The organism is Nocardia brevicatena NBRC 12119, assembly GCF_000308495.1.
Taxonomy (GTDB): Bacteria; Actinomycetota; Actinomycetes; order Mycobacteriales; family Mycobacteriaceae; genus Nocardia; species Nocardia brevicatena.
Window position 1 is genome coordinate 15793 of record NZ_BAFU01000021.1, and the last position, 15242, is coordinate 31034.

At 63.9% G+C, this 15242-nt stretch carries 18 protein-coding genes and 1 riboswitch; of the genes, 11 read left to right on the forward strand and 7 right to left on the reverse strand.

From position 1 onward, the window contains the following. Positions 1 to 121: 121 nt before the first annotated feature. Positions 122 to 1075, forward strand: a complete 954-nt coding sequence (locus ON20_RS04675; protein WP_040833699.1) for a DUF4349 domain-containing protein — start codon at positions 122 to 124, stop codon at positions 1073 to 1075. After that, positions 1032 to 1262 (forward strand): DUF167 domain-containing protein, encoded by a 231-nt coding sequence (locus ON20_RS04680; RefSeq protein WP_040833700.1) that lies wholly within the window; start codon positions 1032 to 1034, stop codon positions 1260 to 1262. The genes ON20_RS04675 and ON20_RS04680 overlap by 44 nt, the downstream gene beginning before the upstream one ends. A gap of 62 nt (positions 1263 to 1324) precedes the next feature. Here ON20_RS04680 and ON20_RS04685 read toward each other — a convergent pair whose 3' ends face one another. Next, the gene (locus ON20_RS04685) at positions 1325 to 1789 is read right to left on the reverse strand and encodes a tRNA (cytidine(34)-2'-O)-methyltransferase (protein ID WP_040833732.1); all 465 of its coding nucleotides are present in this window, start codon (positions 1787 to 1789) and stop codon (positions 1325 to 1327) included. A 187-nt stretch (positions 1790 to 1976) separates the two neighbouring features. Here ON20_RS04685 and ON20_RS04690 point away from each other — a divergent pair, with 187 nt between their 5' ends. Further along, entirely contained in the window at positions 1977 to 2222 is a 246-nt protein-coding gene (locus ON20_RS04690) for a DUF3017 domain-containing protein (protein WP_051161649.1), read from the forward strand. A gap of 13 nt (positions 2223 to 2235) precedes the next feature. Here the strand turns inward: ON20_RS04690 and metX are convergent, their stop codons facing one another. Then, positions 2236 to 3372, reverse strand: a complete 1137-nt coding sequence (metX, locus tag ON20_RS04695; protein ID WP_438803379.1) for a homoserine O-acetyltransferase MetX — start codon at positions 3370 to 3372, stop codon at positions 2236 to 2238. Positions 3373 to 3428: 56 nt separating this feature from the next. Beyond that, positions 3429 to 3539: riboswitch (SAM riboswitch) on the reverse strand. A gap of 263 nt (positions 3540 to 3802) precedes the next feature. Between metX and ON20_RS04700 the strand changes: the two genes are divergently transcribed. Beyond that, positions 3803 to 5020 carry an NADP-dependent isocitrate dehydrogenase gene (locus ON20_RS04700; protein WP_040833701.1) on the forward strand — a complete coding sequence of 406 codons (1218 nt, stop codon included), beginning with the start codon at positions 3803 to 3805 and terminating at the stop codon, positions 5018 to 5020. 75 nt (positions 5021 to 5095) lie between these two features. On the opposite strand, the gene ON20_RS04705 is transcribed toward ON20_RS04700, so the two are convergent. After that, positions 5096 to 6013, reverse strand: coding sequence for an NAD(P)-dependent oxidoreductase (locus ON20_RS04705; protein WP_040833702.1), 918 nt, complete (start codon positions 6011 to 6013; stop codon positions 5096 to 5098). A 127-nt stretch (positions 6014 to 6140) separates the two neighbouring features. Here ON20_RS04705 and ON20_RS04710 point away from each other — a divergent pair, with 127 nt between their 5' ends. Next, a complete protein-coding gene (locus ON20_RS04710; protein ID WP_040833703.1) occupies positions 6141 to 7142 on the forward strand; it encodes a helix-turn-helix domain-containing protein in 1002 nt (333 codons plus the stop codon). Positions 7143 to 7298: 156 nt separating this feature from the next. After that, entirely contained in the window at positions 7299 to 8525 is a 1227-nt protein-coding gene (locus ON20_RS04715) for an acyl-CoA dehydrogenase family protein (RefSeq protein WP_040833704.1), read from the forward strand. A 40-nt stretch (positions 8526 to 8565) separates the two neighbouring features. Here the strand turns inward: ON20_RS04715 and ephH are convergent, their stop codons facing one another. Next, complete coding sequence (gene ephH, locus ON20_RS04720; RefSeq protein WP_040833705.1) at positions 8566 to 9405, reverse strand: epoxide hydrolase EphH; 840 nt, start codon at positions 9403 to 9405, stop codon at positions 8566 to 8568. Between the two features lie 70 nt (positions 9406 to 9475). Between ephH and ON20_RS04725 the strand changes: the two genes are divergently transcribed. Together ON20_RS04725 and ON20_RS04730 are read left to right on the forward strand one after the other, a co-directional pair. Next, the gene (locus tag ON20_RS04725; protein ID WP_086008914.1) at positions 9476 to 10339 is read left to right on the forward strand and encodes an exodeoxyribonuclease III; all 864 of its coding nucleotides are present in this window, start codon (positions 9476 to 9478) and stop codon (positions 10337 to 10339) included. An 800-nt stretch (positions 10340 to 11139) separates the two neighbouring features. Continuing rightward, a complete protein-coding gene (locus ON20_RS04730; RefSeq protein ID WP_040833706.1) occupies positions 11140 to 11673 on the forward strand; it encodes a hypothetical protein in 534 nt (177 codons plus the stop codon). A gap of 307 nt (positions 11674 to 11980) precedes the next feature. On the opposite strand, the gene ON20_RS36085 is transcribed toward ON20_RS04730, so the two are convergent. The 3 genes from ON20_RS36085 to ON20_RS37785 all read right to left on the reverse strand — a co-directional run bounded on the left by ON20_RS36085 (position 11981) and on the right by ON20_RS37785 (position 13166). After that, complete coding sequence (locus tag ON20_RS36085) at positions 11981 to 12229, reverse strand: hypothetical protein (RefSeq protein ID WP_157228695.1); 249 nt, start codon at positions 12227 to 12229, stop codon at positions 11981 to 11983. 13 nt (positions 12230 to 12242) lie between these two features. Then, positions 12243 to 12692 (reverse strand): hypothetical protein, encoded by a 450-nt coding sequence (locus ON20_RS04735; RefSeq protein ID WP_040833707.1) that lies wholly within the window; start codon positions 12690 to 12692, stop codon positions 12243 to 12245. 318 nt (positions 12693 to 13010) lie between these two features. Then, positions 13011 to 13166: a hypothetical protein gene (locus tag ON20_RS37785; RefSeq protein WP_218002438.1), complete on the reverse strand. Its 156-nt coding sequence runs from the start codon at positions 13164 to 13166 to the stop codon at positions 13011 to 13013. 220 nt (positions 13167 to 13386) lie between these two features. On the opposite strand from ON20_RS37785, the gene ON20_RS04740 reads away from it, so the two are divergent. The 3 genes from ON20_RS04740 to ON20_RS04745 are packed head-to-tail and all read left to right on the forward strand — an operon-like array spanning position 13387 to position 15065. After that, positions 13387 to 13716 carry a hypothetical protein gene (locus tag ON20_RS04740; protein WP_040833736.1) on the forward strand — a complete coding sequence of 110 codons (330 nt, stop codon included), beginning with the start codon at positions 13387 to 13389 and terminating at the stop codon, positions 13714 to 13716. Further along, on the forward strand, positions 13697 to 14209 hold the full coding sequence (locus ON20_RS40440) for a DUF6879 family protein (protein ID WP_083864647.1): 513 nt from the start codon (positions 13697 to 13699) through the stop codon (positions 14207 to 14209). Before ON20_RS04740 ends, ON20_RS40440 begins: the two co-directional genes overlap by 20 nt. 10 nt (positions 14210 to 14219) lie before the next feature. After that, entirely contained in the window at positions 14220 to 15065 is an 846-nt protein-coding gene (locus tag ON20_RS04745) for a helix-turn-helix domain-containing protein (RefSeq protein WP_051161639.1), read from the forward strand. The last annotated feature ends 177 nt before the right edge of the window (positions 15066 to 15242 follow it).

The window sequence follows — 15242 nt, forward strand, 5'->3', positions numbered from 1 at the left end:
GTGGATCGGCCGCCCGGCGGGGTGGCGGCCGGTCCACGCCCGGTCGTCGTTTCCCGCGGAGTTCCGGCGGCCTCGCTCATTTCGCCGCCCGACCCCCTGGACGAACCACTACGCTGCGATCATGCGGAAGCTTGGTGTGCTGCTGGTCGTCCTGCTCGGATTGATATTGTTCGCCGGATGCGGAGACAACGACAACGACGGTGAAAAGGGTTCGAGCGCGGGATGGTCGTCGTACTCCGAGGCGCCCGCCCCGGCCATCGCGCCAGGGCTACGGGAACAGGGCCCGAAACCCGAACAGGACACGGGCGCACAGACAACCGACCGCAAAGAGGTCGTCACCGGTCAGGTCGACATCACCGCCGGTGACCCGGTGGCGGCCGCCGCCACCGTGGTCGACCGGGTGGAGGAACTGAAGGGGAGAGTCGACAGTCGCACCGAACAGCCCGGTACCGACGACGAGGATGCGCGCGCGGAACTGACCGTGCGTATCCCCGCCGACCGCACCGACGCGTTCATCGACGGCCTGGAAAGTATCGGCGAACTCACCGAAATCACCACCAACCGCGATGATGTCACCATGCGGTGGCAGGACCTGGACGCCCGGATCGCCGCCCTGCGCGCCTCGGTCGATCGGCTGCGCGCACTCATGGCGGGCGCAACCAACACCGCCGATCTGATCGCCGCCGAAGAGGCCCTCTCGACCCGGCAGGGGGAACTCGATAGCCTCACCGGGCAGAAACGCCTGCTCGACGACCAGATCGCGCTGTCCACCCTCACCCTCACCATCACCACCGACGAGGAGGAGGCCGACGACGGGCCGACCAACTTCTGGGACGGTGTGATCGCCGGATGGAACTCCCTGGTCGACTGGCTGAAGGACGCTGTCGTCTTCGCGGGTACAGCCGTTCCGTGGCTCGGATTCCTCGCACTGATCGGCGTGATCTGCTGGGGGATCGTGCGATTGGTTCGCCGCCCCGCCCGGACCCGCCCCGCCGTCGACGCGAAAACGCCCACCGGGACAGGAGCTACGCATGCCGACAACGGTTCGGGCGACGATCAAGCCGAACAGTCGTAAGGGCCCACTGGTCGAAACCCTACCCGACGGCACCCTGCGGCTCTACGTCCGCGCACCCGCCGCGGAGGGCAAGGCGAACCGGGCGGCCATCGAGCTGTTGGCCGAGTACTTCGGCATTCCGAAGAGCGCGGTCCGCTTGGTCGCGGGCGCCACCTCACGACACAAGCGCTTCGATATCGACAACTGAACGGACGCGCCGACACGCGGGTCGCGTACCAGGCGGGCGCGGGCGGTGTTCGGTGCGGGGGCTCAGACCGCCCCGGCGAAGCCGTGCTGCCGCCACGCCTCGTAGATCGCGACCGCGGCCGAATTGGCCAGATTCATCGAACGCCGTCCCGGCAGCATCGGGATACGCACCCGGTCGGTGATGTGCTCGTCGGCGAGCACATCCTCGGGAAGCCCGCTGGGTTCGGTGCCGAATAGCAGCACATCCCCCGACCGATACTCGATATCGGTGTATCGGGTCGTGGCCTTGGTAGTGAACGCGTACACCCGCTCCGGCCGTAACGCCGCCCACGCCGCCGCCAGATTTGGATGCACCGTCACCTTCGCGAGGTCGTGGTAGTCCAATCCGGCGCGGCGCAGTTTCGGCTCCGACAGGTCGAACCCCAACGGCTCGACCAGGTGCAGTTCGCACCCGGTGCCGGCGGAGAGCCGGATGGCGTTACCGGTGTTGGGCGGGATGCACGGCTCGTGGAACATCAATCGGAACACAGCCGACCAGTCAACCAGGCGGTTGCGGTTGTTCGATGACCGAGCCGGTCGGCCGGGCAACAAGTGCCGATCCCGGAACGGGGGCTGCTCGCCGCCGTCCTCGTCTGGAAGAATCGCGGCCGTGAGCGACGCGGAGACCATCAGCACCAGTACCCGGGCAGCGCGGTTCCTGCGCTGTCATCTGCCGATGGTCGTGGTGGCGCTGGTGATCACGGTCGCGGTCGCCTTCGTCGTCTGGGACCGCTGGCGGCGCGGCGCGCTGTTCTTCGGGGGCGCGACGCTGCTGGCGGCGATGTTCCGGTTGTGCCTGCCGACGGAACGGGTCGGGCTGCTCGCGGTGCGGAGCAAACGGTTCGATGTCGGGGCCCTCGCACTGCTCGGTAGTGCCATCGTGTTCATTGCCGTGACCATCAACACCCTCGGGGTGATATGACCGGGCGGGGCGGTCAGCGGTTGGTGCGGGCCAGGTTCATGGTCTGGACCAGCAGTTTGGAGATCGCCGCCGCCTCGGTGAGGAAACCGTCGTGACCGTCGATCGAGTGGATGACCTCGAGGCCCTGGCAGCCGGGCAGTCCGTCGGCGAGTTCCTGCTGGGTGTACAACGGGTACAGACGGTCCGAATCGACGCCGCCGACGAGGCACGGCACCGGTGTCGCGGCGAGGGCGGCCGCGACACCACCGCGTCCCCGGCCGACATCGTGTCGGTTCATCGCCTCGCTGAGCAGGACATACGTCCCCGGGTCGAAGCGTTTGCCGAGTTTGGCGGCCTGATGGTCCAGATAGCTCTGGACGGCGTACCGTCCGCCGTCCCAAGGGCTCTCGCCGTCCTGCGGGCGGTTGGCGAACCGCTGTTCCAGTTCCGTCTCGGTGCGGTAGGTCAGATGCGCGATACGGCGGGCGATGCCCATACCCGTCAGGGGAGCGCGGCCGGTGCCGTGGTAGTCGCCGCCCTGCCAGTCGGGGTCACTGGTGATGGCGGCGATCTGGGTGGTCTGGGTGCCGATCTGGTCGGCGGTGGCGCGTGGGCCCACCGCGAGGATCAGGGCCGCGGCCACTCGTCGGGGGGCGCCGACCATCCATTCCAGGACCCGCATACCGCCCATCGATCCGCCGACCACCGCGGCCAACCGTTCGATACCGAACAGATCCAGCAGCTTCGCCTCGGCACTCACCTGGTCGCGGATGGAGATCCACGGGAAGCGGGAGCCCCAGGGCCGACCGTCGGGCGCGAGCGAGGAGGGGCCGGTGCTGCCCTGACAGCCGCCCAGCACATTGGCCGCGACAACGCACCATTCATCGGTGTCCAGCGGGGCGCCCGGGCCGACCATGCCGTTCCACCAGCCGGGCAGCGGGTGATGATCGTCCGGTTCGCCCACCACGTGGGAGTCCCCGGTGAGGGCGTGTTCGACCAGCACCACATTGTCCAGACGGGGGGACAGCTCACCCCAGCGCTGAACCGCCAGATGCACATCGGGAACGACCGCTCCGCTCTCCAGCACGATGTTCCCGATGCCGACTATGCCGAGTCGCCCGTCCGGTGGCGGCAACTGCGCCGGACGGGTGGTACTCCATTCCGACCTCACCGTCACGAGGCTATTTCGATACGAATGACGGACAACACATTCCTCGGGACCTCCTCGTGCTGCGCTTGCTCCCGGCTCTCGGGAACCCGGTCATCACCCGGAGCACCCCACCGCAGCTGGAGGGTTGCCGGCCAGCGAGCCGGGGCTTCGCGCTGGCGCTCATGACCTGAGTCCACATGGTAACCGCGAGACCCGGCGGATCGAAATCATGGTTATCGACCGCGGGAAAACGGTGTGGTAAGGATCACCGTGGGGGGCCGGCCATGCTGTGATGGTCCGATCAGCAGTACGCTCGTCTTGTTACCACTACCCGCCCCTCGGACCGACGTGGGGCGGTATACGTTTGTCGTTGAACAGCTGGGGTCCGCTCACAAGCGTGTTCGCCTGGCCGTGCAATGAGGGCACACATCCTAGGAGGACACGAAGATCCATGTCCAAAATCAAGGTTGAAGGTTCCGTCGTAGAACTCGACGGCGACGAGATGACCCGGATCATCTGGCAGTTCATCAAGGACAAGTTGATCCACCCGTACCTCGACGTGAACCTCGAATACTACGACCTCGGCATCGAGTACCGCGACAAAACCGACGACCAGGTCACCATCGACGCCGCCAACGCCATCAAACAGCACGGTGTCGGTGTGAAATGTGCCACTATCACCCCGGATGAGGCCCGGGTGAAGGAGTTCGGTCTCAAGAAGATGTGGCGGTCGCCCAACGGCACCATCCGCAATATCCTCGGCGGCACGATCTTCCGTGCGCCGATCATCATCTCCAATATTCCGCGCCTGGTTCCGGGCTGGACCAAGCCGATCATCATCGGCCGCCACGCCTTCGGTGACCAGTACCGCGCCACCGACTTCAAGGTGTTCCAGGGCGGCACCGTCACGCTGACCTTCACCCCGGACGACGGCAGTGAGCCGATCGTGCACGAAGTTGTGCAGATGCCGGAGGACGGTGGCGTCCTCATGGGTATGTACAACTTCAAGAAGTCCATCGAGGATTTCGCGCGGGCCTCGCTCAACTACGGCCTGCAGCAGAACTACCCGGTGTACATGTCGACGAAGAACACCATCCTGAAGGCCTACGACGGCATGTTCAAGGACACCTTCCAGGAGATCTTCGACTCCGAGTTCAAGAGCCAGTTCGACGCCGCGGGCCTCACCTACGAGCACCGGTTGATCGACGATATGGTCGCCTCCTCCATGAAGTGGGAGGGCGGCTATGTGTGGGCCTGCAAGAACTACGATGGCGATGTCCAGTCCGACACCGTCGCACAGGGTTTCGGTTCGCTCGGCCTGATGACCTCGGTGCTGCTGACCCCGGACGGCAAGACCTGCGAGGCAGAGGCCGCGCACGGCACCGTCACCCGGCACTACCGCCAGCACCAGCAGGGCAAGCCGACCTCCACCAACCCGATCGCGTCGATCTTCGCCTGGACCCGCGGCCTCGAACACCGCGGCAAACTGGACAACACCCCCGAGGTGATCGGCTTCGCGCAGACCCTCGAGGATGTCGTCATCAAGACCGTCGAGGGCGGTCAGATGACCAAGGACCTCGCGCTGCTCGTCGGCGGAGACCAGGGCTACCTGACCACCGAGGAGTTCCTCGCGGCGCTCGACGCCAACCTGGCCCGCGCCCTGCGCTGACCGGGTCCCCTTCGAAGACCGGGCACCCGCGGGTATCGCGGGTGCCCGAGGTGTCTTCGGACCCGAACCGCCGGGCTAGTCCGCGTCGGTGGGCACCCGGGCGGGCCGCAGGCCGGTGACCGCACGGGTGAAACTGTCCCCGCCGTGGCCGTGCTCCACCTGACGGTCGAACAGTCGTTGCAGAGGGTCGAGCAATTCGGTCGACACCCCTTGACCGCGGCTCGCCGTCCGGATGTTCTCCAACCCGGTCGCGTTGACCGACAAGTCCGAGAAATGCACGGGGAAATCCCCCGAATCGATCTCGTCGGCCATGATCGGCAACAGGTCGAGCACCGAGCGCAGCCACGGGCCCAGATAGTTCTCCGTGAACGCGCCGGTGGTGGTGTCTTCGCCGGCAACCATGGCGACGGCTTGGAAGAACCCGCCGAACAACCCGTACATTCCGGCGAGGACCGCCATATCGTGCAGGGCCGCCAGGCCGGCGTCCGCACCGAGATATCTCGCGGTCCCGAGTTCGGCGAGCGTCGATTCCCGCCTGCGACGGGCCTCGGGGGAACCGCTGTACATGATCAGCGCCTCCGGTGTCGCCAGTGTCTGCGGTACGGCGAGCATGGCGCCGTCGAGGAAATGGCCGCCCGATGCGGCGATCCGCTCGGCGAGTGCGCGCGCCTCGTCCGGTCGCCCCGTCGCGACATTGAGGATGTCCTTGCCGCGTAGTGGCGAGTCGCCGTCCGACCGGCGGGTGTCGAGTTCGGCGAGCAACCGGGCCGTCGAGGCGGTATCGGCCGCGGCGAACACGACCAACTCTCCGGCGGTCACGGCGTCGACGGCGGTGTCGGCGGCCGTAGCGCCCTGCGCGGTGAGTCGGTCGATTTTGCCGGGAGAGCGGTTCCAGACGGTGGTCCGGTGGCCGTTGCGCAGGAAGGTCTCGGCGATCACCGAGCCCATGCGGCCCAGGCCGAGCACGCTCACCGATGTGCTGTCGTGGTTCATCGTTACTCCGTTGGTCGGGTGGTGTGTCGGTCCGGGCGCCCGAGGACCAGTCTGCGTCGTTCCCGCCGCGGAATGTGAGTGTCAGAACCGCCACCGACCGAACGATTCCTGCCATAAGCTGGCGATCATGTCCGCTCATACCGTCGCACTGGCCGTCTCGTCCGGACAGTTGCATCCATGGGACCTGTACGAACTCGGTGTGGTGGTGTCGATCTTCGGAACCCCGCAGCCGGACCTGTCCGAGACCTGGTACGACCTGAAGGTTTGCTCGGTGCGGTCGCGTCCGCGCACCCAAGAGCTGGGTTTCGGTACCTTCCTGCGTGCCGAGTACGGCCGTGACGCACTGCTGTCCGCCGACACCGTGATCGTTCCATCGGTGGCGCACAACTACCTCACCGCGGATCACGACCTACCCGCCGAACTGCTCGAGGCGCTGGCCGCCGCACATGCCGGCGGCGCGCGCATGGTGGCGTTGTGCGACGGAATCTTCGCGCTCGCCGCCGCGGGTGTGCTCGCCGGCCGCCGGGTCACCGCACACTGGGAGCACGCCGCCGCGCTGGCCGCCCGCTTTCCCGATATCACGGTGGACGATTCGCTGCTCTGCCTGGACGATGGCGATGTGCTCACCAGCGCGGGGATGACCGCCGCCGTGGACCTGTGCCTACACCTGGTCCGCTGCGATCTGGGTGCGACGGTCGCCAACCGGCTGGCCCGGCGCATGGTGATCCCACCGCACCGCTCCGGAGGACAGGCGCAGTTCGTCGAGCGAGCGGTGCCGGCCCGGCCCGAGGACGATCTCGGCCCGGTACTGCAATGGGCCCTCGCCCACCTCGACCGTCCGATCACCGTGGACACCCTGGCCGCGCGGGCGAATATGAGCGCCCGCACACTGCATCGGCGGCTCCAGCAGACCGTCGGGCTCACGCCCATGCAGTGGTTGCTGAACCAGCGCATTGCCCATGCGCAGTCCCTGCTGGAGGAAACGGATTTCGGGGTCGATCGGATCGCCCGAATGTCGGGCCTGGGCACGGCGACGAACCTGCGGCGGCATTTCGCCACGGTCGTCGGCGTCGCGCCGGCCGAGTACCGCCGCACCTTTCGCCGTCGCGAATCGCATCCCGCGGCGTGACGGCGGGTGCCCGCTTATCGGGAGACTTTCCCCGCTCCGCCACAGACCGGCCGCCCGGCCGGCAGGCTGTCGTTGTATCGGTCGCCATAACCGGCGGGCCGGCCCGGGGCCGTCCGGACATGCGGGCGGTGCACGGTGATATGGAGGAGGACGTTGATGTTCGAATGGTCCGAGACCGATCTGATGGTCCGCGACGCGGTACGCGGGTTCGTCGACAAAGAGGTGCGGCCGAACCTCGACGCGCTCGACAGCGGTGAGATGCAGCCGTATCCGATCCTGCGGAAATTGTTCTCGGACTTCGGGATCGCGGCCATGAACGAGGACGCCGTCGAGAAGTCGCTGGCCGCCAAGCGGGCCGGTGAGCGCGGTGGGGATTCCGGCGGCAACCCGCTCGGCGGTCAACAGTCGATGATGGCCGTGCTGATCGGGGAACTGTCCGGAGTGTGTCTGGGCATGGTCAGCGCGATGGGGGTGAGCCTCGGGCTCGGCGCGGCCACCATTATGTCGCGGGGCACCCTGGCCCAGCAGGAGCACTGGGTCCCCGATATCGTCAGCCTGCGCAAGATCGCCTGCTGGGCGATCACCGAACCCGATTCCGGATCGGACGCGTTCGGCGGGATGAAGACCTCGGTCCGGCGTGACGGCGACGGCTACATCCTCAACGGTCAGAAGACCTTCATCACCAATGGCCCGTTCGCTGACATCCTGGTCGTCTACGCCAAGCTCGACGAGGGCGACGGGACACCGCCCCGCGACCGCAAGGTCCTCACCTTCGTGCTCGAGAAGGGAATGGAGGGCCTCACCCAGGGCAAGCCGTTCAAAAAGATGGGTTTGCACGCCTCACCCACCGGGGAGTTGTTCTTCGACGATGTCCGGCTCGGCCGCGAGCACCTACTCGGTGAGACCGAGGACCACTCCGGCGGTGACGGTCGGGAGAGCGCCCGTGCGAGCTTCGTCGCCGAACGGGTCGGGGTGGCGTTCATGGCGCTGGGGATCATCGAGGAATGCCGCCGGCTGTGTATCGACTACGCGCGCCACCGGAAACTATGGGGCCAGGAGATCGGCAGATTCCAACTCGTCCAGCTCAAACTGGCGAAGATGGAGATCGCGCGGATCAATGTGCAGAACATGGTGTTCACCATTCTCGAACGCGGCCGCGCCGGAAAACCGCTGAGCCTGGCCGAGGCGTCGGCGATGAAACTGTACAGTTCCGAAACCGCCACCGAGGTCGCCATGGAAGCCGTACAACTGTTCGGCGGGAACGGGTATATGGCCGAATACCGTGTCGAGCAGTTGGCCCGCGACGCCAAATCCCTGATGATCTACGCGGGTAGCAACGAGATCCAGGTGACCCACGTCGCGAAGGGGCTGCTCGGCGCGTAGGGCTCGGTGGGGGACGGGGCACGCAAACCCATCCCCCGGGTCATACCGCTCTCAGGTGGTCGCGGCTGGCGTAGATATGTTCGGCGATGAGGCCGGCGATCCGGTCGGGCGCCTCCAGCATGGGGACGTGTCCGACCCCGGCGATCAGGATGCGGTCGGTGGAGTCGGGGAGTTCGCGCAGGAAGCGGGGGGCATAGGTGTGCCGGGGGAGGATGCGGTCGGTGTCGGCGAACAGCAGCCGGACCGGGGTGGTGATATCGGCCAGGTCGGTCAGGCGCGCGCCGCGCAGGAACTCGACGACCAGGGGCGCCACGGCGGGGCAGTTCAGGGCCGCGGTGATCTGGGCCTCGATATCGCCGTGCGAGACGGCTCGGGTGTCCTTGGCCAGTAGGAACGCCGTGGCCCGGCGCATGATTCGGCTGTTGGTCGGGAAGGAACCCAGGTGGCGGCAGATCCTCGTCACCAGATCGAGCGAGGCGAATTCGGCCACCGCGCGAAGTTGGGCCGGTGACGGGGCCGTCCAGCCGCCCAGGGGAGCGATGGCGGTGAGGGTGCGGGCGCGGCCCCGCCGGGCGAGTTCGAAACCGATCCAGCCGCCGAGTGAGCTACCGACGATATGGCAAGTGCGCCAACCCAACTCGTCCAGTTGGGTCTCGACCCGATCGGTCAGGGCCCGCACGTCGATGCGACCGATCGGCAGGTCGGGACCGCCCCAGTGTCCGGCCAGGGCCGGCGCGAACACCTCGCAACGGGCGGCCAGCCGTTCGGCGGTCTGCTCCCAGCAGTGCGGTGAGAGCATGAGTCCGTGTAAGAGCAGCAGCGGGGCACCCGACCCCAGATGCAGCGCCTTGACCGGCGCGGGTGCGGAGGTGTTCGACATCGTCGTCTGCACCCCTTCCTGGACGGATGTCCTGGGGGAGGATCTGTGAACTGCATTGTACGGTCGATACGTGCCGTACATCATCACGACCGTGAACGTCAACGGCGTGCGCGCCGCCGCCGGAAAAGGGCTGTTGAGCTGGTTGGCTGCCACCGAAGCCGATATCGTCTGCCTGCAGGAGACCCGCGCCGACGACACCCAGGTGGCCGCCACCCTGGCGCCCGCCCTCGCCGACGGCTGGTACCTGGCGCATGCCGAACCGGAGACCAAGGGGCGCGCCGGGGTCGGGGTGCTGTCGCGGCGGCCCGCGTGTTCGGTGCGGGTGGGACCCGGCTCCGACAGTGAATTCGCGGCCTCCGGTCGGTATATCGAGGTCGAATTCGACGAGGTCACGGTGGCCAGCGTGTATGTGCACACCGGGGAGGCCGGGACCCCGCGACAGGACGAGAAATACCGCTTCCTCGACGAGATCGCCGGCCGCATGGCCACCAGGACCGGAGCGTTCGTCATCGCCGGGGACTGGAATATCGCCCATACCGAACGAGATCTGAAGAACTGGAAGGGCAACCTGAAGAAGTCCGGGTTCCTGCCCGAGGAACGGGCCTGGGTGGACCGGCAGCTGGCCGCGGGATATGTCGATGTGGTCCGCCGACTGCACCCGAACGGCGACGGACCGTACAGTTGGTGGTCGTATCGGGGGCGGGCGTTCGACAACGATACGGGCTGGCGCATCGACACGGTTTACACAACGCAGGATATCGCATCCCGAGCCGTGTCGGCACGGGTGGAGCGTGCTGCCGAGTACTCGTTACGTTGGTCGGATCATGCCCCGGTCACGGTGGAGTTCGCAGACAAAGCACCTGAGCCGGTGGTGATCAAACCACCTACGGGCAGCGTCCCCGGCGCCGAGAAGGCATCCGTGCTGGTCGACTGACGTATGTAGACTTGTGCCGATCGACGAATTGAGCCGTCACCTTGCCAGCATGAGTACGCATCTGGTCACGGGTGAGGCCGTCGACGCCTTCCTTTGACCGAGGAAGGTTCAAAACCGGTATGGACGTGGGAACGACTACCGCAATCACGGCCGCCTGTGGATCGGCTGTTTGTATCTTCGCCCTTCGGGGTGCACCACCCGAAACGCGCGCGGAGATTATCAACGCGCTTGCAAACCTGTTCCGGAGACCGCGCCGGGAGGTGCCTGGTCGTGAGCGTAACGATGACAAACCGCCGAATTCTCCGAGAAACCCACCAATGCTGTAGCCGCAGAGTCGGGTTGATATCGCATCCACCGAGTCCGGCTGATAGGTTCCGGCGGGGCTGACCGCCGGGGCCGGTGCCCAACGGCTTTGCGACATACCGGCGGTCAGCTTTCCCGCCTCCAAATACCCCTCGGTGGAAATACCCCGAGCGGCCATCTGACCTCTCGCCGAGATTTCTGCCGAATGGCTCCTCGATTTAGGGATGTATGGAAACATGCGTCGGTATGAGCTACACATTCCGGCACTGCTTCAAAATCGTCAGAGGTAACCATCTTGATGTCGAAGCGGAGGTGTACGTGCTGGCTGATTCAGATTCAGAGGCAAGGTCTCCCTGTTATCGACCATATCTGGCAGCAATATCAGCGAACTATCGGATTTAGCCGTCCAGGGAACCGGGTACGGCAGGCTTGATGACGCCATCGACGCGGGACGCCGTTGGAAACACTATCTGCTCAAAGTATTCGCTCGCCAATCCATGGCCGTAGATTTCAGTGAAGACGACTCGCCTGTTTTCCCTGAAAGTGTGATCGTCAGTGTTGACACCCCCTTTCCGTTCAGTGAAATGGGATCGGAGGGGGACCGCATAATCATGGACAGCGACCGGTTGCAGGTGTTTCAAACTGAGCCCGCCCCGAAGTTTGTGTGTTTCACTGCCGAAGCGAAAGTGAAAAGGGGTATGTCTCAGTTTGAAACGCAGTTGCGCGATATTCGCCAATCAGATTCAACAAAATGGTCTGATAAGCACAAACTCGCGTACCGCCTCGTTCACAACGCATTATGGGACGAGAACCCCGAGGTAAGATACATCCTCCTTGTAACCGCCGTGGAAGCTCTCCTTGTTGGTCGACCAGTGGAACCGGATATTCTTGCCGGGCTGGATCGTTTAAAAGAGCTAGTTGACGGATGGGCCGACGCCGACCCGGCTGTCAAAAAGCGCCTACTTGACCTACTTCGCGACGACAAGAGAGTCAGTGTCGAAATTAGCCGCGAAGAAAGCCGCGATACTTGAAGGGGTATATGGTGGCATGAATTCTGTAGCGTATTTCAAAGAAGCGTACGATATTCGCTGCAAATTAGTTCACGGCAATACGAGACGCCCCTCCTGTAGCGAACTGAGAACTCGTGACTCGGAATTACTGAGATTCGTTTTGGATCTACTCGATACCGACGAAGCCGGTAAGGAGCCCCCGGCGCGGTAGCGCTTTGGTATTCCTACGCCCGACTGACCAGCGCCCGTCTGATCAGCAGGCGGGCCGCTTCTCCGGCCACGGACTGTCCGGCGAGCGGGTCGAACGCTCGACCATTCCCCTCCTGGGTCACTCGTCCGGGGTGTACTCGGCGTACCGCCCCGACGACTTAGGGAAGGTGGCTACTGTCAACTCTCGTGCGGCTTGAACCAGTGCGGCTATGGCCCGGTGCTCTGGACCCAGGTACGGGTTCACTTCCTCGGCAATCTTCTGCAACCGATCACGGAGCGTCTCCGAAAGCTCTCGGGGTAGCTTTCCGGGAAACTCCGGCGGGTTGTCGGGATCTATCGGGTACTCGATCGGTTCGGGTGTAGACACGACTCTGGCTCCTTCAGAATCGGGGGTGGCACTGCGAGGTGGGTACCTCCACGGTGCCGGATGCGTTGGCGTAGGTGAACTGGTGCCCCTGAATCTTGCCCCGTATGCCGACACTGACGCGCCATCGTCCGGCGTAGCACGCGGCCGACACCGTGTAGGAGTGTCCACCGGCCCGGTATGGCGGGGGAATGGTCGAATCGGGACGGGTGGAGGCAGAAACCCACTTACCACCCTCTTGATAGTCCAGCGACAACGTAACTATGTGTTCGTCCGGCGGGACATCACAGGCGGCAATGCCATCCCCCGTGATCTGGGGCGGGAGCACTGTCGGCACGCTGCGCGTGAACTCGAAATCGCAACTGAGGGCAGCGCGGGCCGTGCCGGTGCCGACCGTAGCCGCTGGACTCATGCCGATCAGCACGGCCGCAGAGATAAGCCCGAATCGGGCAATATTGGTCTTCAAAGGGACCCCCCCGATTGTGATGGATTCGAATTATTCAGTCCGGACTTAACTCGCTCTGGAAGATCGGGCGTCGGAGGTTCCCACTCGTCAAAGCCAGAGAGAAAAACAGGCCCAATCTCGCACCCGGGTCACGTTCCGGAAGATCGTCGTCAGTCATCTACGTACCGCCTTGCCGACGCGTATCTTCGCGTTCCATCCGTTCCCGGATCGCTTGTGCAGAATTCTCTTTCGGTATCCGCTGAGGCCAGAACACCGCCACCGCGAACACACCGAGCGGGATGCAGACGGCCACGACCAAGCCGATATGCCGGTCGAGCATCAGGAAACCTCTGGTTCGGTCGGGTGGCGGCTCGTTTGCTCGGTCCGGGGGTCCGGCCTGAACAACTCCAGGTACACCGAACCGTCTTCGTTGCCGTTGTCGGAGACCTCCAACAACCCTCCTGGGAACACGAACAGTAGTGTGCGCCTGTCCATCTCGACTCCTGTAGTCCGGTGTTGGTTAGGCACCCCGTGACCGGTTGGCGTCACATGTCACGGGGGCCAGCTCAGACGCTAGGAAATGTCCGCCTACCACGACCACATCTATGCCGAACTATGCTCAGATTGGCCTATTCCGAGGTCAAACACACCTTACGAGAGGGATGATTGAGACGCGCAAGCATAGTTGCGCGTAGAACCAGACAGGAGACTCATCATGTGGTTGAAATTCCTTGGTAAGGGTGGTTCAGGTGACGGCGAGTGCCCCACGTTGTTCGCGACGGATACGGGTACCTACGTTGTGGTGGGCTGGAAGACGGAGACACCGGGGACGGTGGAGATACCGCACCTTCTGACCGGGTTCGCTGAGCCGGACACCTTCATCGGGGCCGCCATGACGGACACGGGCCGGGGAACCTTCCTGGTGTCCGGTCGGCCGATCACTGACCGTGAGACGTTGGATCATATGAGCATGGAACCTCACGAGACCGCCGTCGAAGTACCGAAGGCAGAGAGGACTTATTACGGTGTTACTGCGGCAGCCTAGTCCGTGGGCTGAACTCTTCCGGGAGGCCCAACGGGAAGCATTCCACCTGGAAGTGAGAGACACCTACTCCGTGCCTAGCGAGTCCGAACCGCTGCGCCGGTTTCTGAGCGGTGAGCCACCTGTGCCGGAATACGGCAAGCGGCCGTGGACGGAGTTGGTCCAGGAAACCGTTAGCCGCGGGGTGAGGGTTACACGGGTCCGAGTGGTCACTGTGCCGCACAGCGATTATCAGCGCTGGCTGTTTTCCATAACGGCCAGCAATGTAGAGGCCGGCGAAGATATTCGCTACCTGCCCCGTCATCTTGCCGGGGAAGTTCCTTCGGATGACTGGTGGCTGTTCGATGACACAAAGGTAGGTTTCAATCTAGTAGATATTGACGGGAAGCCCGCTGGAGCGGCAATAACCATCGACCCTGGTATTGCAGCTTATTGCCGGAGCGTGAAAGAAAATCTCTGGCAATCTGCGGTTCCGTTCAACGAATACTCCCGGTGAACTCTGACCGGTGACTAATTCGGTACAGCAAGCGCGCGAAGCTGTCGGGGAACGTCTCCGGGGGCTTCGCCAGTCTGCCGGGCTCAGTGGTAGCGAGCTTGCACGTAGAGCGGGGTGGCATCAAACCAGGGTGCCGAAAATCGAATACGGTAAGACAAAGCCATCGGTTGTTGACATACAGGTCTGGTGCTCCCTTACCGGAGCCGAAAGCGAGATACCCGACCTAATCGCAACACTTCAGAACATAGAAGCCGCATACCACGAGTGGCGGCGCACGCTTAGCGGCGGAACTAGGCAAAAGCAGCACGAGATTTTACGCTTGATGCAACAGTCCAAGGTGATGCGGGTATATCAACCGACGCTGATACCTGGACTCCTTCAAACGGCCGAATACGCTGCGGCGATTCTGCGAAGGTCCATCAAGTTTCATCAGATACCAGATGATCTGGACGAAGGCGTTGCCATGCGTTTAGATCGTCAGCAGATTCTATATCGGGGCGATCGGCGGTTTCATATCCTGATGGGTGAGCCAGCGTTATACAACAACGTCGGTGGTCCCTCGGTGATGGCGGGACAACTGGATAGGTTGCTCGCGGCAATGGGATTGCCCCGCGTCAACTTCGGAATCGTTCCTTTAAATGCGGAACTGCCGATGCAGTTGACAAATTTCGTCATGTTCGATGAACGCCGTGTAACTGTCGAGGCGATTACCGCAGAGTTGACGATTACTCAACCGCGAGAGATCAAGGTTTATCACCGGACGTTCGATATTCTTGCCGGTCAATCCGTGACCGGTGAGAAAGCGCGAGAGTTGATCCGCCGGGCGCTTGAAGCCCAGCATGGGGACAGCGATTAGAAGCCTCTGCGGCCACGCTGAGCCACTAAATCATTCCAGGTGGACAATTCCGGTGGCGTCACCTATTCCTCGCCACGGTGAAAATAGGCCCATTTCTGCTTGTGGACTTCCAAAACCCGTACACGAGATGAGACCCGCATAACGAGCCGATCTGAGAGCCTGGGGGCGGGGGATAGC